This is a genomic window from Streptomyces cyaneochromogenes (assembly GCF_003963535.1).
GTDB lineage: Bacteria > Actinomycetota > Actinomycetes > Streptomycetales > Streptomycetaceae > Streptomyces > Streptomyces shaanxiensis.
The window spans coordinates 9,693,870-9,716,045 of sequence record NZ_CP034539.1; the positions used below are offsets into that span (position 1 = coordinate 9,693,870).

Genomic DNA, 22,176 nt, shown 5'->3' on the forward strand with positions numbered 1-22,176 from the left:
CGGCACGGGTACCCGAGCGCAGGCTGGGGAGTGACCTGCCAAGGGAGGCGAGAGGCCCATGGGTGCTGTCGATGTCGTCGTGGTCCTGGCCTCGGCCGTGCTGGTCGCGGCGCTGGGCTGGTACTTCTTCGGGCCCCACAGGGCTGGTGCCGCGCGGCTGGAAGGCGGCGTGCAGCGGGTGGAGGTCACGGTACGGGGCGGCTACAGCCCCGACCTGATCAAGGTTCGCCAGGGCATGCCGGTGGAGCTGGTCTTCGACCGGCAGGAGGCAGGGGAGTGCACCTCCCGTGTGGTCTTCCCGGACCTGAAGGTCGGTGCGGGCCTGCCCGCCCACACCCGCACAACCGTGCGGCTGAGCCCGGACCGGCCGGGCTCCTTCGGCTTCGCCTGCGGCATGAACATGATCCACGGCACGCTGTTGGTCGAACCCGCGGAAGAGGTCGCACCACCCGGCTCTGCCGGGGCAGGTGCCACGGCCGCACCTCCTCATGCTGCGGCTGCCGGGCCGCCTCTGGGTGAGGAACGTTCGGCCGCGGAGTCGGAGGCCGCGGACGTCGCTGAGCGGCAGGCGGAGATCAAGGACCTCACCCGCAGGGTGGTGCTGGGCGCGGTGCTGACCGCCCCGGTGCTGTTCGTCGTGATGGCGCACGAACTGTTCGGCGCGGACTGGGTGCCCGGCTGGATGCTGAATCACTGGCTGCAGTTGGCGCTGATCACGCCGGTGATGTTCTACACCGGGTGGCCGATCCACGTGACGGGCTGGCTGATCCTGCGTCACCGGGCCGCCGACATGAACTCCCTGATCACCCTTGGCACTTCGGCCGCCTACGGCTACAGCCTGCTGGTCACCCTGGCCCCCGGCCTGCTGCCGGAGGACGTGCGCGAGGTCTACTACGAGGCCGTCGGCGTGATCTTGACCCTGATCCTGCTCGGGCGGCTGCTGGAGGCCCGCGCGAAGGCCGGCACCGGCGAGGCCATCCGCGCCCTGCTGGGCCTGCAGGCCCGCACCGCGCGGGTGGTGCGCGACGGCATCGAGTCCGAGATCCCCGTCGAGGACGTGACGGTCGGAGACGAGATCGTCATCCGGCCCGGAGAGAAGATCCCGGTCGACGCCGAGGTGATCTCCGGATCCTCCGCCGTGGACGAGTCGATGGTCACCGGTGAGCCGATGCCGGTCACCAAGCACGCCGGGGACACCGTCATCGGCGCGACCGTCAACGGCACCGGCTCCCTGAGGGTACGGGCGGCCAAGGTCGGCGCGGACACGATGCTGGCCCAGATCGTCCGCCTGGTGCAGCAGGCACAGGCGTCCAAGGCCACCATCCAGCGGCTCGCCGACGCCGTATCGGCGTACTTCGTGCCCGCGGTCATCGCCATCGCGATCGGCACCTTCGCGGTCTGGTTCACGGTCGGGCCGTCGCCCGCCTTCACCCTGGCGCTGGTCTCCGCGGTGGCGGTGCTGATCATCGCCTGCCCGTGCGCTCTGGGCCTTGCCACGCCGCTGTCGGTGATGGTCGGCACGGGCAAGGGCGCCCAGGCCGGCATCCTGATCCGCTCCGCCGAAGCCTTGGAGACCGCGCACAAGCTGGACACGGTGGTTCTGGACAAGACCGGCACCGTCACCGCGGGCAAGCCCGTCCTGACGGACGTCCACGCCGTCGGCGGATTCGACGAGACGGCGCTGCTGCGGCTGGTCGCGGGAGCCGAGGCCGACAGTGAGCACCCGCTCGCGCAAGCCATCGTCACCGGTGTCCGCGAACGCGGCCTTCACCCGCTCACAGCGACCGGCTTCGACTCGGTCACCGGCAAGGGCGTCCAGGCCACCGTCGACGGGCACGCCGTCCTGGTCGGCACCGCCAGGCTGCTCGGCGACATCGGCATCGACACCTCCGCACTGACCCCGGTGGCGGCCGCTCTCTCCGTCGAGGGCAAGACCCCCGTACTCGCTGCCGTCGACGGACGTCCCGCTGGTGTGCTGGCCGTCGCCGACACCGTCAAGGACGACTCCGCCGCCGCCATCGCCGCCCTCAAGCACCTCGGGGTCGAGGTCGTCATCATCACCGGCGACAACGCCCGCACCGCCGCGGCGATCGCCGCCCAAGTGGGCGTGGACCGGGTGCTGGCCGAGGTGCTGCCCGAGCACAAGGCCGACGAGATCCGCCGCCTGCAGGGCGAGGGCCGTACGGTCGGCATGGTCGGCGACGGCATCAACGACGCGCCCGCCCTGGCCGCCGCCGACGTCGGCCTGGCCATCGGCACCGGCACCGACGTGGCCATCGAGGCCGCCGACATCACCCTCATCTCCGGCTCCCTGGGGGGCGTGGTCACCGCGATCCGCCTGTCGCGGGCCACCATGCGCAACATCCGACAGAACCTGTTCTTCGCCCTGATCTACAACGCGGTCGGCGTCCCCCTCGCCGCAGGCGCCCTGTACCCGCTGTGGGGCCTGCGGCTCAGCCCGATCATCGCCGCCGCGGCCATGGCGCTCAGCTCGCTCTCGGTCGTCACCAACGCCTCCCGGCTGCGCCGCTGGCACACCCAGCACCTGCCCGAGGCCCAGCCCGCCCACGTCGAGCCCCGGGTCGAGTCCGCCGCCGACCGCGCCCCGGACGGCACAACGGCCGCCGCGGAGGAGCGTGGGCACCACGACCCGGCCTCCCCGGTGGTGACAACGTGGTCACGGACCCGGTGTGCGGCATGCAGGTCGACAGGACCACCGCCGTCGAACAGCGGCAGACCGAGCACGGCACGTACTACTTCTGCTCCGCCCACTGCGCCGCCGCGTTCGACGGCGACCCGGACCGCTATGCGGCCCCCGCGTCCGGCCGTATGCACCAGGGAGGTGAACCCCGATGACCAGCGCTCCGGCCACTCCACGCCACGCTCGGGGGCAGCACGCCCAGGCACCCGGTTACGCCGACCACAAAGCCGACCACGTGGCCCGCCTGAACAAGATCGAAGGCCAGATACGCGGCATCTCCCGCATGGTCACCGACGACCGCTACTGCATCGACGTCCTCACCCAGATCAGTGCCGCCGGCCGCGCCCTTCAGGAAGTCGCCCTCGGCCTCCTCGATGACCACGTGCGCGGCTGTGTCACCGACGCCGCCCGCACCGATCCTGCGCAGGCCGAGGAGAAGTTCGCCGAATTCAGCGACACCTTGCGCCGCGCACTGCGTCTGTGAGCCACACTCGCCGCCGCGGCTCTCCCTTCCCAGGGGCGCCGGCACCACAGCGAGTGGGGGCTGCTACTGCGGTCCTCGACCGGTAAGGCGCGCAGATCTTGCGGGCGCTGTGCGCATTGTCCATGTAGAACTGACCACAGACCCTTGATCACGTATCTGGCGAGCGGGCCGCTGCGTCTCCTAGTCGCTGAGCAGTTGCCAGTTGTTCCAGCGCCTGCTCCGGGATGTCCGGTGGCGCGGACTCGGTCAAGAAGCGGGCGGCGGCCACGAGCGCCGCGAACTCGTAGGCGTGAGCGGTGCGGTCACCCCCCGGCGCCGAGTGAGGACGCCAGGATCCTCAACGTGCGCCTGGTCTTGGTGGCCGGCGCTTTGCTCCACCTCTGCTCCTCGATCACGCTGTCCGGATCAGCGAGGTGTCTGTCGGCGGAGTCTGTCAGCGCCGGGGGGCTCTGCCGACCGAGCCTTGTGACTCCCCGCCAGGCACGTCGCATCTCGAACGGCGTCTGCCGGCCGGGAAACGGCCAGGTGCTCGGAGACGTGGCGTGCTGCAGCAGGGCGGTCATCGTGCGTACGAGGCCCGTGGACGCGTGCGTGGAGCGGCGGGCCAAACCAGAGCGGCGTCCATGTCTGGGTCTCGGGCCCCGCGGAGTGGGTCGCCACGTGCGTACGACACCAGCGGCCGCGTCCTTCAATGAGTGGCAGGGCGGCACGGCGACAGCGCTCGAACCGACCCATGGCGGCGACAACACCTCCACCTGAGCGGGGCCGTCATGGTCGCCGCGGGCCTCGACCGGCCGACCGACGGCGAGTTCGTGGTCGTGCACGAAGAGGGTGAACGTCCGGTCCGCGAGGTGGGCGATCTCGAGCTGCCCCGGCGGCTCGGCGAAAGCGCGACGGGGCGTCAGCGTGCGGGTCACGGCCCGGTGAGGCCTACTTCATGGCGCACCGCCTTCGACGCGCCCGGCTCGGGTGGCGCGCGGGTGCACGGGTGTCAGGTCCTGGGGCGTGTGGCCTCGGCGAGCCAGGAGAGGGCGCGGGTGATGTCGGCGAGGGTGACTATGCCGACCACGCGACCGTCGTCGAGGACCAAGGCTCTGCGGTCCCGGCTCGCCTCCAGGCGCGGCAGCAGATCCGCGACCAGGTCGTCCGGGCCCGCCGTGGTGACGTCCCGCAGCGGGCGCATCACGTCGCCGATCGTGGTGGTGGAACGCGCTTGGAAGGGGGCGCGGTTGATGAGGCGGACGGTGACCAGACCGGCCGCCGTGCCGTCAGGGGCCAGGGCCGGGAACGCGGAGTGGCGGTAGCGGCCGAAAGGACCTTCGGTCAGGAAGGACGCGAGAGTCGTGGTGGTCGGGACAGTGTCCGGGGCGCGGGTCATCACGCGGCTGACGGGGATGTCGTCCAAGACGCCGTGCAGTTCGGCCTGGCGTTGCTCGGCGGTGGCGGCGGCGATCAGGAACCAGCCGATCAGGGCGGGCCACAGCCCGGACAGGTCACCCGCGAAGACCATCGCCGCGAAGCCGGTCAGGATCATGAACCAGCCCAGCATGCGGCCCGCGGCCGCGGCTCCGCGGGTGGACCGCAGCCGGTCCCCGGTGCGGTGCCACAGGAACGCGCGCAGCAGCCGTCCGCCGTCCAGCGGGGCAGCGGGCAGGGCGTTGAAGACGGCCAGCACGATGTTGATGCCGGCCAGCCAGGCGACCGCCTCGACGACGAGCCCCGACGTGTGCAGGGCGTCCAGCCACACGGCCAGGATCAGGAGCACCCCGCCCGCGACGGCGCTCGTCAGCGGCCCCACCCCCGCGATACGCAGTTCGGCGCCGGGCGTGCGCGCCTCGCTGTGCAGGCGGGCCACGCCGCCGAGCATCCACAAGGTGATGCCGTCGACCTCGACACCGTTGCGGCGGGCGACGACGGCGTGCGCGAGCTCGTGGGCCAGCAGCGAGGCCAGGAACACCACCGCCGTCAGCAGCGCCAGCGCCCAGTAGGCCCAGGCGGAGTGGTCGGGGTGAGCATCGGGGAAGCGGCCTTCCGCGAGTGTGAAGGTCACCAGAGCGACGATGACGAGCACGCTCCAGTTCAGGCCGACGCGGACGCCGGCGATCCGTCCCAGAGGCAGTGTCTCGTTCATTGGGCCCACCCACTAAAAGCGCCCGGCCCGGCAAGCCGGAATCCCGTCCGGCCGGCGGTGGGGCCGATCGCCTTCCCTCCATGATGGTCCGTCCAACGGCCTCGCCGGGCACGCCGTACCTGGGCGAACGCGTCGGCCGCATGGCGAACCGGGCATGGCTGACGCCGAGTAGGGCGACGCCGCCAGGGGCTGAGTCTCGTGGTGGCCACGGGATACACCACTGCGCCGGTCACGTGTGCGTGCCGCGTGCGCTCCCCGGTCCCGCAGCGGTGGCATATCGCGCCGATGGGTGCCTTGGTGCCTTCACATTCGTGGTCGTTCACCGCGCACCTCCCGCACTTCATGTGCCGCACTCCCATCGTCGGGCGTGGTGGGGTGCCGGGGGAGGGGCCACTCGGGCCATGACAGGGGACGACCGGCCGTGGTGCCTGTGGGCGGGCCGGGCGGCTGAACAGCTGATGACCAAGTCCCGGCCGCCTGGACCGGTGGGGGAAGGCGCGGGACAGGTCGGCGTGCAGTGGCAGTCCGGCGTCTTGGCGACGAAGCGCGATGCCTCGGTCAGGCGATGATGCCTCGGTCAGGCGATGGTGATGCTGTCGTCGAGGTAGACGTCCTGGACGGCGTGGAGGAGTTCGATGCCCTCGGCGGTGGGCCGCTGGAAGGCCTTGCGGCCGGTGATGAGGCCGGTGCCGCCTGCCCGTTTGTTGATCACTGCAGTCCGGACGGCCTGTGCGAGGTCGCCCGTGCCGGCCGAGGCGCCGCCGCTGTTGATGAGTCCGACGCGGCCCATGTAGCAGTTGGCCACCTGCCAGCGGGTGAGGTCGATCGGGTGGTCGGTGGTGAGCGTGTCGTACAGGAGCGGATCGGTCCGGCCGAAGTCGAGCGCGCGGTAGCCGCCGTTGTTCTCCGGCTGCTTCTGCTTGACGATGTCGGCCTCGATGGTCACGCCGAGGTGGTTGGCCTGGCCGGTGAGGTCGGCCGACACCGAGTAGTCCACGCCGTCCTTCTTGAACGCCGAGTTGCGCAGGTAGCACCACAGCACGGTGAACATGCCCAGCTCGTGGGCCTGTGCGAAGACCTCGCCGACCTCCTGCAACTGGCGGTCGGACTGCTCCGAGCCGAAGTAGACCGTGGCGCCGACCCCGGCCGCGCCCAGGTCGCAGCACTGCTGGACGTTGCCGAACAGGATCTGGTCGTAGTGGTTCGGATAGGTCAGCAGCTCGTTGTGGTTGAGCTTCACGATGAACGGGATCTTGTGCGCGTAGCGCCGCGAGACGGCACCGAGCACACCGAGCGTGCTGGCGACCGCGTTGCAACCGCCCTCGACGGCGAGTTCGACGATGTTCTTCGGGTCGAGGTAGCGGGGGTTCGCGGCGAACGCGGATGCCGCAGAGTGTTCGATGCCCTGGTCGACCGGCAGAATCGACACGTACCCCGTGCCGGACAGACGGCCGTGGTCGAAGAGGGACTGCAGATTGCGCAGCACCCGGGGTGAGCGGTCGGTCGCGGACACGACCCGGTCCACGAAGTCATGACCCGGCAGCACCAGGTCCTTCTTCGGAATCCCCTGGGCGGTGTGGGCCAGCAGGTCCTTGGCCTCGTCGCCCAGCAAGCCTTGGATGTCTGTCATCGTTCCGGCTTCTCCTCCCAGTGCCGCCGTCACGGGTTCGCGTCCGCGTGGAACTCGCGGAACGCGGCGAAGGCTCGGGGGCCGTAGACGGTGCCCGGCCCGCCGTTCATCAGGATCGCAACCCCGATCGCCTCGGCCGCCTCCTGCTCGGTGGCGCCCTGTCGGACCGCGGCGTGGGCATGGGCGGCGATGCAGCCGTCACACTCCTTGCTCACCGCGATGGCCAGCGCGATGAGTTCCTTGGTCTTGGTATCCAGCGTGCCGGCGGTGAGGGCGCTGTCGTGCAGCTGCCGGTACCCCTCATACACCTGCGGGATCGCTTTTCGCAGCTCCCGGGCGGGCGCCCGCAGCTCGTTGCGCACCTGTGTGCCGTAGGTCATGGTGCCTTTCCTCCTTCTGGTCTCCGGCGGACGCGTTCGTGTCTGCCTCGGCGACGCTCAACATCGGCATCCCGCATCCCGCATCCCGCATGCTGCGTGTTCTCCATTGACGCGCCGCGCGGAGCGGGACAGCGAGGGCCGAACGGCTCTTTCGCCGGGACCTTCGGGGCCTGCCGTGGAACAGTGGACGGAGGGAGGACGCGATGAGTCACCCGGTGCTGGCTGGTATCGACAGCTCCGAACGCAGCCTGGCCGCAGCCGACTGGGCCGCGCGGGAAGCACTGTCGCGCGGCGTTCCGCTGCGTCTCGTGCATGCCTCTCCACTGCTTCCGGGTGATGCCGTCCCGGTCCAGGCAGCGGACACGCTGCACCGCATGGGAGAGCGCATGCTCCAGCGGGCGATCGCCGACCTCGGCGCCCGTTACCCGGACCTGCGGGCACGGGGCGAGCAGACCGACAACGCCCCGGCCATGGCTCTCCTCGCCGCGGCACGTGGCGCCGGGCTCCTTGTGGTCGGAGCACGAGGAGCCGGCGGCTTCGACGGCCTCGCGGTCGGTTCGGTGGCCCTTCGTGTCGTGGCGGAAGCCGCCTGCCCCGTGGTACTCGTGCCCGAACGCCTGGTCGGGGGCTTCGGAGACGGCACTGGGGTGGCAGACGGTGCGGCCCAGGTGGTGGTGGGTTTCGACGCGCACCGTCCGGTCGGTGAGGTGGCGGACTTTGCGTTCTCGGCAGCCGAGGAGCGCGGGGCGCGTCTGCGGGTGGTTCAGGCGTGGGCTCTTCCCGCCGAGGCCGTGGCTCCCCAAAAGCTGTTCGTGACCGAGGAGGACCGCGCCACCTGGGAGGACCAAGAGGTCCTGCAGCTGTCCGACGCCCTGCGCACGCGGCAGGACAAGTATCCGCAGGTGACGACCCGCGCCGATGTCGTCCTGCTTCACCCCGCGGAGGCACTCCTGAACGCGTCCCGGGGAGCGGACCTGCTGGTCGTGGGCCGCCGCACCGACCCGCAAGCGCCCGAGGGCCGACTGGGGCCGGTGACCCACGCCGTGCTGCACCACACCCGCTGCCCGGTGGCGGTCGTGCCGCACGCCGACTGACTGACAGGGGAGAGCATCAGCCGAAGAACACCTCGAACTCGTCGTACAGCGACGGATCCACCAGCTTGGTCTTCGTCCTGGTGCCGTCGAGCGGGATACGGATGATCTGAGTGCCGCGCAGGGCCACCAACTTGCCGTAGTCGCCGTCCTTGACCGCGTCGACGGCGTGCAGGCCGAAGCGTGTGGCCAGCCACCGGTCGAAGGCGCTCGGCGTGCCGCCGCGCTGCACGTGGCCGAGGACGGTGGTACGGGCATCCGTGCCCGTGCGCTCCTCGATCTCCTGGGCGAGCCATTCGCCGATGCCCGACAGCCGTACGTGGCCGAACTCGTCCACTGTCCGGTCCTTGAGGACCATCTGCCCCTCAATGGGGACGGCTCCCTCGGCGGCGACGACGATCGGCGCATAGTGGATCTTGAACCGGTTCTTTACCCACGCGCAGACCTGATCGATGTCGAACGGCCGCTCCGGGATGAGGATCACGTTGGCGCCGCCCGCTACCCCCGCGTGCAGGGCGATCCACCCGGAGTGCCTCCCCATCACCTCCACCACCAGGGTGCGCATGTGCGACTCGGCGGTGGTGTGGAGGCGGTCGATGGCCTCCGTCGCGATACCTACGGCTGTGTCGAAGCCGAAGGTGTAGTCGGTGCCGGACACGTCGTTGTCGATGGTCTTCGGCACGCCGACCAGATCGACGCCCTGACGGCTCAGCTCGGTGGCCACACCGAGCGTGTCCTCGCCGCCGATCACGACGAGCGCGTCCACCTGATGTGCGGCAAGTGTGTCCCGGATGCGCTGCACTCCGTCCTCATGCTTGAACGGGTTGGTGCGGGATGAACCGAGGATGGTCCCGCCGCGTGGAAGGATGCCCCGCACGCTCGAGATGTCCAGCGGCACCACATTGCCCTGAAGCGCGCCGAGCCAGCCGTCCCGCAGACCGACGAACTCGAAGCCGTACTCCTGGACACCCTTGCGGACGACGCTGCGGATCACGGCGTTGAGGCCGGGGCAGTCGCCGCCACCGGTCAGCACTCCGACCTTCATGGCTTCCTCCCTTCCCTGCACGCACGTCATCGGCCTTCGCGTCGGCGGGCAGCAGCGAGCGGCCCAGGCCGGGAGGAGGCCCGCCCCAGCAGGCCTTGCAGCCTGTGCCGGACGTGCGGAGTCGTTCGGCTCACCTCCGCGGATGTGAACTCGAAGAGCCGTGTGACTCTCCTTCCAGCATGAGCGACAGCGGCCCCGTCGGCGACCCGCCTTGCCTGCCCCGCCGCCGATGTCCGACGTGACAACCATTGACCGGTACGAGGCCACGAGGGCGAAGCCGCACCGGTTCCGAAAGCGTTACCGGCCCTCGATCGCCACCGCGGCCTCACGCTCCGGTGGGCGAAGTCCGGGAGGCATCGATCCGGTACCCGATGTGGGCGGAGACCGAGACCACGCCGTCGACATTCCTGCACAGCCGTTCGATGATGGGGATCAGGCTGCTCACCTCGACGGATCCTCCGAGGGTCACCTGTCCCTCGTGCACCTCGACGGTCACACCCGAGGGTGCGAGACCCAAAGTCCGCCCCAACACGTCCCGGGTGATCTCATCGCGGATGGCGTCGTCCCCGCGCAGGAAGATCCGCAGCAGGTCACCGCGGCTGACGATGCCCCGGAGCCGGCCCGCCTCGTCCACGACGGGCAGCCGCTTGACGTTCTGGGCTGCCATGCTGCGGGCCGCCTCGACCACGCTCCACTCCGGACGCGCGCAGACGGCGGGCGCCGACATCAACTCCTCGGCCCTGACACCGGCCGCCTTGGCCCGCTCCCATGCCTCCGGATGAGGAAGTGGTGCGTGCCCGGACGGGTCGGCCTGGGCGGAGCACTTGCGCAGCAGGTCGGCCTCGGACACGACGCCCAGGGGGCGGTCCAGCTCGTCCACCACCGGTACGGCGGTGACGTCGTTCCGCGCCAGCAGCTCGACGATCTCCTTGAAGGGCGTGTCGCGCCGGGCCCGGACGACATCGCGGGTCATCAGGTCGGCGACGGTACGGTGCTGCATGTCGCTCCTCCCTTCCCCGGGTGACAGCCGACAGCCACCACATGTCCAGCGTGGCAGGGGGAAGTCCTCCGCAGGAGAGCCGTCCAGGACCTGTTCAGCACCGGACGGCCCTGAAACTGGGCCATCCGGTCCCCGCGGATCGGGTTGTCGAGCGCGCGCGGCGGGGCGCCTCGCGTGCCCAGGCTCACCCCGTCTTGTTCTGCCCCCACCGGGGCCCCACCAGGTCCCACTCCCGGCCCCACTGGTCGATGCGCCGCCGGTCGAGCCTCCACCGGACGAGGGCCCCGGCGCCGAACGCCGTTCCGGCCAGTCCGAGCGCGGCGGCCGTGCCCAGGATGCCGGCCTCGATGGCAGCCTCCGTGGGACTCGGCGGCTCGGTGGCGAGGTTGCCCCGGCCGTCCAGCCAGGCCACGACCTCGGCGCCGGCCTTCTGCCCTGTGTCCACCAGGGTCTTGTCGGTATGCGTCGTGCCGTCGGGCGCCGTCCAGCTGATCCGCGCCAGGGCACGTGTCCCACCTGTCTTGGTGGACGAGGCAGGGACGTCGTCGAGGACCACGGCCGGCACGGAGTGCCGTTCGGCCCGCTGCTGGGCGAACACCTCGTCGGCGGCGTGGGCCGTCACCAGGCCGACGAGCGTGCCACCGACCAGGACGACCGTCCAGACGGCCAGTACGATCCAGGCCTCCAGGATGTCGTCGCGACGTCGCAGCGGGTTGCCGCGCCACCGCCACAACCGCTTCTTCGTGTATGTGCCGTCGCTCATCGGTCCGCACCTCCTTGACGTCCTCGTTGCCCTGACCGTGCCACCCGACGTCCCGCGCCGACATGGGCCGGTCAGGCCGACTCCGGAGCCCGACCGGGACCAACTCGCGCCCTGGGGCGGGACGTTCAGCCCTGGTCAGTCCGAGGTCTCCGCGGAGGATGCATGGCCCGCCAGGTCCCCAGGAGGGACCATCGGCCCCTCACCGCCTCGCGGCCGGGGTTCGCACGCTCGAAGACAGCACCAGTCCGGCGAGAGGGGAGGACCCCATGCGCAGCACATCCTTCGATGTCGCGGTACTGGAGACATGCGTCTCGGCCGCGGTCGCCGCGCCCTCGATCCACAACTCGCAGCCGTGGCGCTTCCGGCTGGATCCGGAGACGGTCACTTTCGATGTGCGAGCCGCTCCCGGAGGCGGATTGCGGCACACAGACGCGGAAGGCCGGGCCCTGCACCTGTCGGTGGGCGCCTGCGTGCTCAACCTCCGCGTCGCGATGGTCCACTTCGGATGGGACCCGGTCACCCACCTGCTGCCCCGCCCCGAGGAACCGGACCTGCTCGCATCCGTCCGGCCGACAGCGCCTGGCCCCGGCGACCCACGCGGAGGCGACATCGACCTGTACGAGGCCGTCTGGCGTCGGCACAGCAGCCGCTTCCCGTTCTCCGACCGGCCGATCCCGTCGAGTCTGCGGTTCGAACTCGCCGCTGCGGCGGCTGCGGAGGGCGCATCGCTCTGCTTCCCCGAGCACGGCGAGACCGCACGCCTGCTGGCGCTCACCGCGGACGGCGAGCAGCGCAACCGGTTGGACGCCGACCGCAGCGCCGAGAGCCGCAGGTGGGTGCGCGGGGACCCGTACGCGGCGTCCGACACCGGCCTGCCTGGGGCGGCACTCGGCCCGCAGGACACCCGGGAGCGGCTCCCCATGCGCGACTTCACCGCCCAACGCCGTCCCGACCGGCTCCCCGCACGCGTCTACGAGACGACCCCCGTCATCGCCGTGCTCAGCACCGAGCACGACCGCCGCGCCGACTGGCTGCGCGCCGGGCAGGCCCTCGAACACGTCCTCTTGGTTGCCACGGCTCGTGGCCTGCGCGCGTCCCTCCTGCACCAGGCGATGGAGTGGTCCGACCTGCGTGACTCCGTGACCCCGGGGTCCGGCCACGCTCACATGCTCGTACGGCTTGGTTACGGCCCTGAGGGTCTCGCGACTCCGCGGCGCACGGCACATACGGTGCTCGACGCCGGGGCGGCGAGCAGGTAAGCGGTCGGGCCCGTCAGCCTGCCGGGACGGTGACCGGGTTCGCCTCCAGCGGTGCGGGCAGGTCGGGGTTGATCTCGAACGCGCCCGCCAGTCCGGTGATGCGCAGTACGCGCAGGAAGTACGCGTTGCGGCTGACCAGACGGAGTCGGCCCTGCCGGTCCAGGACGCGGTTGCGTGCGCGGCACAGGACGCCGAGCCCCGCGCAGTCGATGAAGGACACGGCACGCAGGTCGAGCACCAGGTCGGGGCACGTCCCGGCCGTCAGCGCGTCCAGCCGTACCGTCAGGGACGGTGTCGTGAGGAGGTCGATCTCGCCGCGCAGCTCCACCACGGTCGTACCATCGACGACGCGCGCCGGGAGGGACAGCGAGGACCAGGTGGGGTTCTCGTACATGGTCCAAGCGAATCCTGTGCGGCGGGGCGGGCGGAAGGGCCGGTCGGCCCTGCCTGTCCGTACCCGTGGGGCCGACCGGACCAACGGCGTGCGCCACCCCCTTCAGCCGGGCGATCGGGGCCGACCGGCCCAAGCCTGAGCGCACGGGCGCGGGACAAGCTGGACCTGCGGGGCATCACAGGCACCACCGTGGCCCGTTGCCCAGCCCCGGGGCAACCCACCAGGGGCGACCGAGGAAGGAAGGATCGTCATGAAGGGCTTCGTCTTCCACGGTCCCGGACACTCTTCCTGGGAGGACGTCCCGGACCCCGGCCTCAAGGATCCAACCGACGCCGTCGTGCGCGTCGACACCGTCACCATCTGCGGCACCGACCTGCACATCCTCAAGGGCGACGTGCCAGAGGTGCGCCCCGGCACGGTGCTCGGGCACGAGGCGGTCGGCGAGGTCGTGGAGACCGGAGCCGACGTGCGCACCGTACGGCCCGGCGACCGGGTCCTGATCTCCTGCATCACTGCCTGCGGTCGCTGCGCGTACTGCCGCAAGGCCATGTACGGCCAGTGCCGGGGCGGCGGAGGCTGGATCCTCGGCCATCTGATCGACGGCACCCAGGCCGAGTACGTGCGCGTGCCGCACGCCGACCTCTCCGTCCACGCGCTTTCCGGCACCCTGGGCGGCAAGGACGCCGTCCTGCTCGCCGACATCTTCCCGACCGCCTACGAAGTGGGCGTGCTCAACGGGCGCGTGCGGCCCGGCGACACCGTCGCCGTCGTCGGTGTCGGCCCCATCGGGCTCGCGGCCATCGCCACGGCCCGGCTGCTCGCGCCCGAGCGGATCGTCGCCGTGGACCTGGCCGCCGCCCGGCTGGAGGCGGCCAGGCAGCTCGGCGCCGATGCGGTGGCCGACGCCCGCGAGGCCCCCGAGCAGCTGATCGCCGACCTCACCGACGGAATGGGGGCCGACGTGGTCATCGAGGCCGTCGGCGTGCCCGAGAGCTTCGAGATGTGCACGCGCATGGTTCGGCCCGGCGGGCACGTCGCCAACGTCGGCGTGCACGGCAGGCCTGCGACCCTGCACCTCGAAGAGCTGTGGATCAAGAATGTGACCATCACCACCGGTCTCGTCGACACCCACTCGACACCGACCCTGCTGCGGATGGCGGCGGCCGGCCGCCTGTCCACCTCGCAGCTGGTCACCCACACCTTCCCGCTCGACCTCATGGAAGAGGCGTACGACGTCTTCGGCCAGGCCGCCGACACCGGCGCGCTCAAGGTCGTCCTCGGTGGGGAGCAGCACGATGTGGTCGCCCTCCCGGCGGCCTGAGGCTTCCGGACCGCCCCGGCACGACACCGTCGCAGGCTGCGGGCTGCCAGGTCGCCTTCGAGGTCGACCGCATCGACGATGGGTTCGGCCAGGGCCGGAGCGTGGTCGTACGGGGACACGCGCGCGGGGAGGGAGAGCAGTGGGTGCTTGGGTGCTTATCGATCCCCGCGGCCGACTGGGCAGCGGATTGTGACGTAATGGGGACTGTTGTCCGACACGTCCGGGACCGAATGGCCCTCGCCCGTGCCCGCTCACAGGGCGAACGATGGACTTGCCGACAGTGCACCGCCGCACCGTATGCCCCAGGCGAAAGACGGACTGACTCATGTACCGCAACGACGGATTCCGCGAACTCGAACGGCAGGAGTGCCTGCGCCTGCTGGCGAAGGTGCCGGTCGGCCGGATCGTGCACACGCGCCAGGCCCTGCCCGCGGTACTGCCCGTCAACTTCTGTCTGGACGCCGACGGCGCCGTGCTGCTGCGCACCGCGGCCGGCTCCGAACTCGTGCGAGCGGTCGACGGCACGGTGGTCGCCTTCGAGGCCGACGAGGTCGACGCGGCCACGCACTCGGGCTGGAGTGTCGTCGTCACCGGCTCCGCCACGGTGGTCACCGACCCGGCCGAGCATGAACGTCTGGTCCGCACCGGCCCGCGCTCCTGGGTTCCTTCGCCCCGTGAAGTCTTCATCCGTGTCGCCCCCGAGCTGGTGACCGGCCGCGAACTCGTCGGTGGACGCAGCATGTACGGGCTGGACCTCTCTTCCTGACACGGGGTGCGCCCACTCGCGCTCCGCCGGTCTTGGGCCGAACGGCCCCGCGGCGGGGGCCGTACGGCGTCCCACCGGGTTCGCGTGGCCCCTGCTCGTGGCGTTGCGGAAGGACGAGCATCGGGAGCACGGAGCCGAGCAGAAGGGAGAGGGAGATGACTCTCGACCATGTGGTCGTCGGAGTGGACGGTTCCCTGAACGCCGTACGCGCGTTGGACTGGGCCGCGGACGAGGCCGCGCGCCGCGACGCCGAGCTGCGCGTTGTGTACGCGGTGCCCGATCGCGACGAGGCCGAACCCGTTCTCGCGTCGGCCGCCGCACGTGTCCGGGAACGTCATCCGGCCTTGTCCGTGGTGACCAAGGCCGCGGCGGGCGGCGCCGTACGGGCCCTCGTACGCGAGAGCGAGGGGGCAGGCCTGACCGTAGTCGGCACCCGCGGCCTGGGCGGCGTCGCGGGGCTGCTGGTCGGCTCGGTGAGTCTGCGGCTGGCCGCGCATGTGCACGGCCCCCTGCTCGTCGTACGCGGTGACCACCCGTGCGACGGCGAGCGCAGCGTGCTGCTCGGCCTGGAGGACGATGCCGACGCCGGCGCGGCCTCCTACGCCTTCCACGAGGCGGAGCGGCGAGGTGTCCGGCTGCAGGTCCTGCACTCGATCCACCGGTACGTCACTCCCGAAATGCCCTCGCTGATCCCCGCGACGAGCCCCGGGCAACGGCGGCGCGCCCAGAACGACCTGGCCGAGGAGGCCGTGCCGCGCTTCACCGTGGCCGAGCTGCGAGAAGAGCATCCCAAGGTCGGCGTCGAGACCCACACGGTCCGCAGGGGGCCGGCCCCGGCCCTGCTGGACGCGACGCGGGAGGCCGCCGTGGTCGTCATCGGCACACACCGCCGTACGAGCGGGCCCGGACCACGACTCGGCCCTGTCGCGCACACACTCCTGCACCGCTCCCACTGCCCAGTGGTGCTGGTACCGGCCACCGGCTGACCGGCGAACACCCTGACGTTCGGGGACCGCCGGCTCCTCAGGCAGGTCCACGCCCGTCAGGACGGCCGCCACACGGGACCATCGGCTGCACTCAGGGACCTGTGGTCCCTCCTGCCGCGGGGCTCGGGACACAAGGGTGGGGTCACACACCGAAGGAGGCCCGCTCATGTCCCGTACCGTCACCGTCGGCCTCGACGGCTCCCCGGAGAGCCTCGCCGCTGCCGACTTGGCAGCCATCGAGGCACACCTGCGGGCGGTCCCGTTGCGTGTCGTGCATGCCGGGGAACAACAGCCGTACGCCTACGCGCCGTTCGCGGCCGAGGCCGTGGCGCTGCCGGGAGAGGACCGTTCCGCCCGCATGCTGCACGACGTCGAGGTATCCCTGACGCACCGTCACCCAGGTCTGAAGATCACCACGGAACAGCTCTCCGGACATCCCGTGACGGTCTTGTCGGTGGCCGCGCGCGAGGCCGAGGTGCTGGTGCTGGGGTCGCGCGGGCTCGGGCGGGCCGCCGGGCGGCTCTTCGGCTCCGTGGCACCCGCCGTGGTGGGCCGCGCCGAGGGGCCTGTACTCCTCGTCCGCGCCGGAGCCTGCGTCGCCGGCGAACACCGGGCGGACACCCGCGGCCCGGCCTCCTGGGCCAGGCCGTACCGCGATGTCGTACTCGGCCTGCGACTGCCGGGGGAGTGCGCCGAAGCGGTTCTTGAGTTCGCGTTCGACGCGGCCGCGCGTCGTGCCACTGGCCTGCGGGTCGTGCACGGGTGGAAGGCGATGCCCTCCCCATGGGTGGGGGAGGGGGACGAGTCGGCCATGCAGCCGGAAAGCATTCTGACCGAGACACTGCGGCCGTGGCGGGAGAAGTTTCCCGGAGTCGAGGTGACCGAGGAAGCCGTCATCGGCAGGCCGGGCTCGCATCTGGCGGATGCCTCCCGGGACGCCTTGCTGGTCGTCCTCGGACGCAGGCGCCACCACGTGTCGGTCGGTCCGCATCTCGGTCCCGTGACACACGAGGTGCTCCAAAGCGCGAGCGCGCCTGTCGCGGTGGTGCCACACGGCTGACCGGACAGACGGATCAGGCCTCGACGGGGATGAGCCGGATTCCGGTGACCAGGTCGGGGCGGATTCGGACCGCGTAGTCCATGGCCCGGCCCACCCAGGGCTGGAGCATGTCCTGATAGCGGGCCAGATCGCGGGCGTCGGTCACGAGGTGGGCGTAGCCGGTGACGACCACGCTCCAGCCGATGTGCGTGCCCGGGTCGATGGCGTCTGCCTCGTACGCCACTACCACCCCCGGTGCGCCCGCCTGCCGGGCCCGTGACGTCAGGGCCGCTCCCTCGTGGGTGCGGATGACGATGTCACCCTCGTCGAGGACATGGTTCACGGGGCGGACCGTCGGCAGAGCGTGCTGGGTGAAGACGATCCGCCCGAAGGACACGCTGCCCAGGAGCCGCAGCGCTTCGGCACTGTCGAGCTCGATGCTCCGGCGTGCTCCAGGGGTGATCGGCAGGGCGTTGTCGCAGGCCATGGCGGGATTCCGTAGCTGTTCGTCTCTCACTGCTTCATATCTCCGACCGGCTTACCGATTCCGTCACGCGGCGCGGGACTGTGGTGGCCGCAGGGCGGGTGGGGCGGCTTCGTGTGCGGCACTTCTCCGATCGGATCATTCGAACCACGGCGGCCCGGCCGGCGCTAGGGCCGTTCGGCCCTCACCGGTGACCGGACAGCCTGTTTGGGGGGAACACGGATGATGCGGGGCGGGCGCCAAGCGGGGGCGGGAGAATGCGATCGGGCCTGAGCAGCCTTTCCGGGGTCGACCACTCAGCCCGGCGAGCCTTACCCGTCCCAAAGGCGGTCCTGGAAGCGGTCGGCGAGTGCGTGGGCCGCCGCCTCACGGGCATACGCGACCAAGTCGTCAGCGGCACCCCCCGGCGTGGACCGCTTCCAACAGCAGGGCCGGTGAAAGGCAGTGCGACGGGGGCGGAATGGGGCCGGACGTCCCGTACCTCACCCCCGTACGGCCCCTCCCGCACCGGATCGGCGGATCGGAGGGTGGCAGCACCGGACATCACCTCGCACCCCGATCGGGAGGACGACGGACATGAGCGTGCGTGTGGGCATCAACGGATTCGGCCGGATCGGCCGCAACTACCTGCGCTGCGTACTGGAGCGGGCGGAGACCGCTGCAGCCACCCCGGTGGAGGTCGTGGCGGTCAACGACATCACCTCGCCGGCGGCGCTGGCCCATCTCCTGGCGTTCGACTCGACGTACGGACGAATCGGCCGTCCCGTCGAGCACGACGACGAGTCGATCACCGTGGACGGCCGCCGTGTCGCCGTCACCGCCGAGCGCGACCCGGCCGCCCTGGCCTGGGGCGAACTCGGCGTCGACATCGTCATCGAGTCGACCGGCCGCTTCCGCACCCGGGAACAGGCCGGAGCGCACCTCGGGGCGGGCGCACGCAAAGTGCTGCTCTCGGTGCCGGGCAAGGGCGTCGACGCCACCGTGGTGATGGGCGTCAACGAGGGAACGTACGACCCGGAGAGCGACCACGTCGTCTCCAACGCCTCCTGCACCACCAACTGCGTGGCCCCCATGGTGAAGGTCCTCGACGAACACTTCGGGCTCGTCAAGGGGCTCATGACCACCATCCACGGCTACACCAACGACCAGGTCGTCCTGGACGGCCCGCACAAGGACCTGCGGCGCGGCCGCAGCGCAGCCGTCAACATCATCCCCACCTCCACCGGAGCCGCCCGGGCCGTCGGCCTGGTCCTGCCGAAACTGGCCGGCACCCTGGACGGCATCGCCGTACGTGTTCCCGTCGAGGACGGTTCGCTGACCGACCTGAGCGTGGTCCTGGACCGCCCGGTGACCGTGGAGGAGATCAACGCAGCCTTCCGCGAGGCCGCCGACGGGCCGCTGAAGGGCGTACTGCGGGTGTCCGAGGCCCCGATCGTCTCCCGTGACGTCGTCGGCGACCCCGCTTCCTGCATCCTGGACGCGCCGCTGACCCAGGCGCACGGTGAGCTGGTCAAGGTCTTCGGCTGGTACGACAACGAGTGGGGCTACACCAACCGGCTGCTCGATCTCACCGAGTACGTTGCCGCACGGTTGCCCCGCCGCTGACCAGGGGTTCTGTCACGTTAATCGGGTGCGATTCCCGTACCGGCCCCTGCCCGGGACCGATACCGTGGCCCTTGACCGCAGCAATCGGCTTCGGGCGGGTCGAGGGGACGTGGAGGAGCACCGGTGGAAAGCCATGAGCAGGCTGGTCAGGCCCGCGTACGGCTGCCGCAGCTGAAGCTGGACGAACTGCTGGAGGAGCTGCAGGCCCGCCTCGACGCGGCCCGCGGCACGCGCGACCGGGTGCACAGCCTCCTGGAGGCGGTGCTCTCGGTCGGCAGGGAACTGGATCTGGAGCAGGCACTGCACAGCATCGTGGAGGCCGCCGCGGTGCTCGTGGACGCCGAGTACGCGGCCCTGGGCGTGATCGGGCCGGACGGCATGCGGCTGTCCGCCTTCCACACCGTCGGCGTCTCCGAGGAACGGATCGCCCGCATCGGCCCCTTTCCGGAGGGCCACGGCATCCTCGGCGAACTGATCCACCACCCCGAGCCGCTTCGGCTGACGAAGATCTCCGAACATTCCGCCTCGTACGGCTTCCCGGCGCACCATCCGCCGATGAACACGTTCCTCGGTGTCCCGATCCGCGTCCGCGACCAGGTCTTCGGCAACCTGTACCTGACCGAGAAGAGGGGCGGGGTCCAGTTCGACGAGGAGGACGAGTCCGTCCTGTCGACCCTGGCCGTCGCGGCGGGCGTCGCCATCGACAACGCCCGCCTGTACGAGGAGACCCGGCTGCGGGAGCGCTGGCTGCAGGCCAACGCCGAACTCACCCGCAGCTTGATGTCGGGTGGCGAGCGCGGCGAGGCCCTCCGCCTGATCGCCGAGTGCTCCAGGCAGATCACCGGCGCCGCCCTCGCCATGGTCGCCATGCCCCTGGAGGACACCGAAGCGCTGGAGGTGGAGCTGGCCGTCGGGCAGGGCTCCGAGGCCCATCGCGGGCTCGTCCTGCCCGTGAACGAGAGCCTGATCGGCCAGGCCTTCTCCACCGCCACCCCCGTCACCAGCCCGGACGTCACCCGTGACGAGCGGGTGTCGTCCGCCTCGCCCCGGTTCGACGGGCTCGGGGCGGCCGTGGCCGTGCCCATCGGGTCGGGCGACGGCGTACGCGGCGTCGTGCTGCTGGTACGCGAGGAAGGACGCGCGGTGTTCACCGAGAAGGAAATCGCGCCGCTCCAAGGATTCGCCGCACAGGCCGCGATCGCGATGGAGCTGGCCGAGCGGCGCGAGGACGCGGAGCAGATCGCTCTGCTCCAAGACCGCGACCGGATCGCCCGGGACCTGCACGACCTCGCGATCCAGCGGCTCTTCGCGACGGGCATGACGTTGCAGAGCGCCGGCCGTTTCATCGAGCACAAGGAGGCCTCGGAGCGCGTCGCGCGGGCGGTGGAGGACCTGGACGAGACCATCAAGATCATCCGGTCGACGATCTTCGGTCTGCGCGCCCGTGAGGGCGCCTCCGGGAGCGGGCTGCGGGCCCGCGTGGTCCGCGTGGCCGGCGAGGCGGCTCCCGTGCTGGGCTTCGCGCCGAGCGTGCGCATGGAGGGCCTGGTGGACACCGACGTGCCCCGGGAGGTCGCCGACCATGTGGAGGCCGTGCTGTCCGAGGCCCTGACCAACGTCGGCCGGCACGCTCGCGCCGACCGCGCCGAGGTCGCGCTGGAGACCGACGGGCGTGAGGTGCGGCTGACCGTGTCCGACGACGGCGTGGGCATCCCGGCCGAGGGGCGCCGCAGCGGCCTGGCCAACATGGCCGAGCGGGCTCAGCAGTTGGGCGGCGAGCTGACAGTGATCACTCCCGAGGGCGGCGGCAGCACACTGGTGTGGCGGGTGCCGCTGACGGCGGAAGAGCGGTAGGCGGCACGGGAGTTCGGGCCGGTCGGCCCATTTTTGTGGGCCCTTCGGTTCTGTCCTGCAGTGGTGTGCGGCGTCAGGCTGAGAAGCGGCTCACGAGGTGACATCGGCGGATGGGAACGCCTCGTGCGGCCTCTCGGGAAGGGCAGGGCGGGTCACCCTGCCCGTGCCGGGCCCGCGTCCGGCCGATGGCGGTCGCGCCGGGGACGCGCGAGCCGCGTCGTCGGAGCGCCCGGCACACCCCCTTCCCCGTCAAGTGGTGGCGCGGATCAGGGCCGTCCGGCAGGCTGCCACGGCTGCCCGGCCCATCCCGTCACTCCGGCGACCGGACGATGCTGAGGAGTGAGAAGCAGAGCCTCCAGCGAGGGAAGGCCGTCATGAACTTCCGGCGTCTGTTCCTGTTCACGGAGGAGACCGTGCTGTACGCGCTCGCCGTGGTGCTCGCCTTCCTGGGCCTCGCGGTGACCTTCTCGATGGTCGGGATCATCCTGGTGCCCCTCGCGGCATTGGGCGTCATCGGACTGACTGGTCGCGATCGCGCGGCACGTCGACCACAACCGTCGCACTCTCGTCTCCCGGCCCTGACCCGGTCCCGGCAGCGAGATGGGAACCGGGCTTCGCCCGGGACGGAAGTCCAACAGTCCCTGCCGCAGGGGCCGATCGGCCTCTGGGGTTCCTTGTCCTGCGCGGGTGAGGGTCGTGGGGCCGTACAGAACGAAGGCACGCAGGAGGTGCCATGGACGCTTACGACGCCCCCTCGGCGTCCGCGCTGCGCGCCGCGCACGAACGGTTCGTGACGTCGCCGCACCGCACACCGCCGCCAGGCGTGGGGCGCCTGGTGGCCGACTCGTGGCAGCGGTGCGCCGCCGGTGGTGTACGGCCGACGCAAGCGGTCTGCCGGAGTTCACCCGCAGCGCCGAGGAGTTGGCCTCCTACCGGCCAGGTCATCCGCTCGCCCCGGTGCTCCCGCTGTTCCGGGAACTGCTGGGGGCAGGCGCGTCACCGTCACCGAGGCGGCGCGCGAGGCCATCGCCGCCCTGCGCGCCGCCCACGGGGGACCGGTGATGTTCGTCCAGTCCGGACGCCGATCTGTACGACGCGCTCGGCTGCCCGGGTCGCCGAGCCGCCGCGCCTGGAGCAGGTCAACGGCTCCTTCGACGAGGTCCTCGGCGGACGGGCCGAGGCACGGCTCGTCTTCGAGTTCTGACGGCCCGGACACCCCAGGGCCACAGGGAGAGGCAGCAGA

General features: G+C 71.2%; 19 protein-coding genes and 1 pseudogene. 12 read left to right on the forward strand and 8 right to left on the reverse strand.

Annotated elements, in window-relative coordinates; all coding sequences use genetic code 11:
- Positions 1–58 precede the first annotated feature (58 nt).
- The 3 genes and pseudogenes from EJ357_RS43505 to EJ357_RS50640 form a co-directional block, all read left to right on the forward strand.
- A pseudogene (locus tag EJ357_RS43505) lies at positions 59–2,467 on the forward strand (heavy metal translocating P-type ATPase); the annotation flags it as partial.
- A gap of 230 nt (positions 2,468–2,697) precedes the next feature.
- On the forward strand, positions 2,698–2,856 hold the full coding sequence (locus EJ357_RS49850; RefSeq protein WP_267132869.1) for a YHS domain-containing protein: 159 nt from the start codon (positions 2,698–2,700) through the stop codon (positions 2,854–2,856).
- 128 nt (positions 2,857–2,984) lie between these two features.
- The gene (locus EJ357_RS50640; RefSeq protein WP_323377710.1) at positions 2,985–3,185 is read left to right on the forward strand and encodes a metal-sensitive transcriptional regulator; all 201 of its coding nucleotides are present in this window, start codon (positions 2,985–2,987) and stop codon (positions 3,183–3,185) included.
- Positions 3,186–4,176: 991 nt separating this feature from the next.
- Here the strand turns inward: EJ357_RS50640 and EJ357_RS43515 are convergent.
- The 3 genes from EJ357_RS43515 to EJ357_RS43525 form a co-directional block, all read right to left on the reverse strand.
- Positions 4,177–5,316 carry a site-2 protease family protein gene (locus EJ357_RS43515; RefSeq protein WP_126397736.1) on the reverse strand — a complete coding sequence of 380 codons (1,140 nt, stop codon included), beginning with the start codon at positions 5,314–5,316 and terminating at the stop codon, positions 4,177–4,179.
- Between the two features lie 577 nt (positions 5,317–5,893).
- A complete protein-coding gene (locus EJ357_RS43520) occupies positions 5,894–6,946 on the reverse strand; it encodes a class I fructose-bisphosphate aldolase (RefSeq protein ID WP_126397738.1) in 1,053 nt (350 codons plus the stop codon).
- 29 nt (positions 6,947–6,975) lie between these two features.
- Positions 6,976–7,326 (reverse strand): carboxymuconolactone decarboxylase family protein, encoded by a 351-nt coding sequence (locus EJ357_RS43525; protein WP_126397740.1) that lies wholly within the window; start codon positions 7,324–7,326, stop codon positions 6,976–6,978.
- Between the two features lie 203 nt (positions 7,327–7,529).
- On the opposite strand from EJ357_RS43525, the gene EJ357_RS43530 reads away from it, so the two are divergent.
- Positions 7,530–8,420 (forward strand): universal stress protein, encoded by an 891-nt coding sequence (locus EJ357_RS43530; protein WP_126397742.1) that lies wholly within the window; start codon positions 7,530–7,532, stop codon positions 8,418–8,420.
- A 16-nt stretch (positions 8,421–8,436) separates the two neighbouring features.
- Here the strand turns inward: EJ357_RS43530 and EJ357_RS43535 are convergent, their stop codons facing one another.
- The 3 genes from EJ357_RS43535 to EJ357_RS43545 form a co-directional block, all read right to left on the reverse strand.
- Entirely contained in the window at positions 8,437–9,462 is a 1,026-nt protein-coding gene (locus EJ357_RS43535) for a 6-phosphofructokinase (RefSeq protein ID WP_126397744.1), read from the reverse strand.
- 325 nt (positions 9,463–9,787) lie between these two features.
- Positions 9,788–10,462, reverse strand: coding sequence for a CBS domain-containing protein (locus EJ357_RS43540; protein WP_126397746.1), 675 nt, complete (start codon positions 10,460–10,462; stop codon positions 9,788–9,790).
- A 184-nt stretch (positions 10,463–10,646) separates the two neighbouring features.
- Positions 10,647–11,225 carry an Rv1733c family protein gene (locus EJ357_RS43545; protein WP_126397748.1) on the reverse strand — a complete coding sequence of 193 codons (579 nt, stop codon included), beginning with the start codon at positions 11,223–11,225 and terminating at the stop codon, positions 10,647–10,649.
- Between the two features lie 266 nt (positions 11,226–11,491).
- On the opposite strand from EJ357_RS43545, the gene EJ357_RS43550 reads away from it, so the two are divergent.
- Positions 11,492–12,484, forward strand: coding sequence for an Acg family FMN-binding oxidoreductase (locus EJ357_RS43550; protein ID WP_126397750.1), 993 nt, complete (start codon positions 11,492–11,494; stop codon positions 12,482–12,484).
- Between the two features lie 13 nt (positions 12,485–12,497).
- Here EJ357_RS43550 and EJ357_RS43555 read toward each other — a convergent pair whose 3' ends face one another.
- Positions 12,498–12,878: an STAS domain-containing protein gene (locus tag EJ357_RS43555; RefSeq protein ID WP_126397752.1), complete on the reverse strand. Its 381-nt coding sequence runs from the start codon at positions 12,876–12,878 to the stop codon at positions 12,498–12,500.
- A gap of 250 nt (positions 12,879–13,128) precedes the next feature.
- Here EJ357_RS43555 and EJ357_RS43560 point away from each other — a divergent pair, with 250 nt between their 5' ends.
- From EJ357_RS43560 to EJ357_RS43575, 4 genes are all read left to right on the forward strand, one after another.
- Entirely contained in the window at positions 13,129–14,199 is a 1,071-nt protein-coding gene (locus tag EJ357_RS43560; protein ID WP_126397754.1) for a zinc-dependent alcohol dehydrogenase family protein, read from the forward strand.
- 325 nt (positions 14,200–14,524) lie between these two features.
- Positions 14,525–14,965 (forward strand): pyridoxamine 5'-phosphate oxidase family protein, encoded by a 441-nt coding sequence (locus tag EJ357_RS43565; RefSeq protein ID WP_126397757.1) that lies wholly within the window; start codon positions 14,525–14,527, stop codon positions 14,963–14,965.
- 155 nt (positions 14,966–15,120) lie between these two features.
- Positions 15,121–15,951, forward strand: coding sequence for a universal stress protein (locus EJ357_RS43570; RefSeq protein WP_175647742.1), 831 nt, complete (start codon positions 15,121–15,123; stop codon positions 15,949–15,951).
- 166 nt (positions 15,952–16,117) lie between these two features.
- On the forward strand, positions 16,118–17,011 hold the full coding sequence (locus EJ357_RS43575) for a universal stress protein (protein ID WP_126397759.1): 894 nt from the start codon (positions 16,118–16,120) through the stop codon (positions 17,009–17,011).
- A gap of 13 nt (positions 17,012–17,024) precedes the next feature.
- Here the strand turns inward: EJ357_RS43575 and EJ357_RS43580 are convergent, their stop codons facing one another.
- The gene (locus EJ357_RS43580; RefSeq protein ID WP_175647743.1) at positions 17,025–17,477 is read right to left on the reverse strand and encodes a pyridoxamine 5'-phosphate oxidase family protein; all 453 of its coding nucleotides are present in this window, start codon (positions 17,475–17,477) and stop codon (positions 17,025–17,027) included.
- Positions 17,478–18,050: 573 nt separating this feature from the next.
- Here EJ357_RS43580 and gap point away from each other — a divergent pair.
- The 3 genes from gap (at position 18,051) to EJ357_RS48705 (ending at position 21,727) form a co-directional block, all read left to right on the forward strand.
- Positions 18,051–19,079, forward strand: coding sequence for a type I glyceraldehyde-3-phosphate dehydrogenase (gap, locus tag EJ357_RS43585; protein WP_126397763.1), 1,029 nt, complete (start codon positions 18,051–18,053; stop codon positions 19,077–19,079).
- A gap of 123 nt (positions 19,080–19,202) precedes the next feature.
- Positions 19,203–20,933 carry a GAF domain-containing sensor histidine kinase gene (locus EJ357_RS43590; protein ID WP_126397765.1) on the forward strand — a complete coding sequence of 577 codons (1,731 nt, stop codon included), beginning with the start codon at positions 19,203–19,205 and terminating at the stop codon, positions 20,931–20,933.
- 374 nt (positions 20,934–21,307) lie between these two features.
- The gene (locus EJ357_RS48705) at positions 21,308–21,727 is read left to right on the forward strand and encodes a hypothetical protein (RefSeq protein ID WP_175647744.1); all 420 of its coding nucleotides are present in this window, start codon (positions 21,308–21,310) and stop codon (positions 21,725–21,727) included.
- The last annotated feature ends 449 nt before the right edge of the window (positions 21,728–22,176 follow it).

Excerpts from the sequence above, each read along its gene's own strand:
- EJ357_RS49850 (WP_267132869.1), top strand. The coding sequence starts at position 2,698 with ATGCAGGTCGACAGGACCACCGCCGTCGAACAGCGGCAGACCGAGCAC.
- EJ357_RS50640 (WP_323377710.1), top strand. The coding sequence starts at position 2,985 with ATGGTCACCGACGACCGCTACTGCATCGACGTCCTCACCCAGATCAGT.
- EJ357_RS43515 (WP_126397736.1), bottom strand. The coding sequence starts at position 5,316 with ATGAACGAGACACTGCCTCTGGGACGGATCGCCGGCGTCCGCGTCGGC.
- EJ357_RS43520 (WP_126397738.1), bottom strand. The coding sequence starts at position 6,946 with ATGACAGACATCCAAGGCTTGCTGGGCGACGAGGCCAAGGACCTGCTG.
- EJ357_RS43525 (WP_126397740.1), bottom strand. The coding sequence starts at position 7,326 with ATGACCTACGGCACACAGGTGCGCAACGAGCTGCGGGCGCCCGCCCGG.
- EJ357_RS43530 (WP_126397742.1), top strand. The coding sequence starts at position 7,530 with ATGAGTCACCCGGTGCTGGCTGGTATCGACAGCTCCGAACGCAGCCTG.
- EJ357_RS43535 (WP_126397744.1), bottom strand. The coding sequence starts at position 9,462 with ATGAAGGTCGGAGTGCTGACCGGTGGCGGCGACTGCCCCGGCCTCAAC.
- EJ357_RS43540 (WP_126397746.1), bottom strand. The coding sequence starts at position 10,462 with ATGCAGCACCGTACCGTCGCCGACCTGATGACCCGCGATGTCGTCCGG.
- EJ357_RS43545 (WP_126397748.1), bottom strand. The coding sequence starts at position 11,225 with ATGAGCGACGGCACATACACGAAGAAGCGGTTGTGGCGGTGGCGCGGC.
- EJ357_RS43550 (WP_126397750.1), top strand. The coding sequence starts at position 11,492 with ATGCGCAGCACATCCTTCGATGTCGCGGTACTGGAGACATGCGTCTCG.
- EJ357_RS43555 (WP_126397752.1), bottom strand. The coding sequence starts at position 12,878 with ATGTACGAGAACCCCACCTGGTCCTCGCTGTCCCTCCCGGCGCGCGTC.
- EJ357_RS43560 (WP_126397754.1), top strand. The coding sequence starts at position 13,129 with ATGAAGGGCTTCGTCTTCCACGGTCCCGGACACTCTTCCTGGGAGGAC.
- EJ357_RS43565 (WP_126397757.1), top strand. The coding sequence starts at position 14,525 with ATGTACCGCAACGACGGATTCCGCGAACTCGAACGGCAGGAGTGCCTG.
- EJ357_RS43570 (WP_175647742.1), top strand. The coding sequence starts at position 15,121 with ATGACTCTCGACCATGTGGTCGTCGGAGTGGACGGTTCCCTGAACGCC.
- EJ357_RS43575 (WP_126397759.1), top strand. The coding sequence starts at position 16,118 with ATGTCCCGTACCGTCACCGTCGGCCTCGACGGCTCCCCGGAGAGCCTC.
- EJ357_RS43580 (WP_175647743.1), bottom strand. The coding sequence starts at position 17,477 with ATGGCCTGCGACAACGCCCTGCCGATCACCCCTGGAGCACGCCGGAGC.
- gap (WP_126397763.1), top strand. The coding sequence starts at position 18,051 with ATGAGCGTGCGTGTGGGCATCAACGGATTCGGCCGGATCGGCCGCAAC.
- EJ357_RS48705 (WP_175647744.1), top strand. The coding sequence starts at position 21,308 with ATGAACTTCCGGCGTCTGTTCCTGTTCACGGAGGAGACCGTGCTGTAC.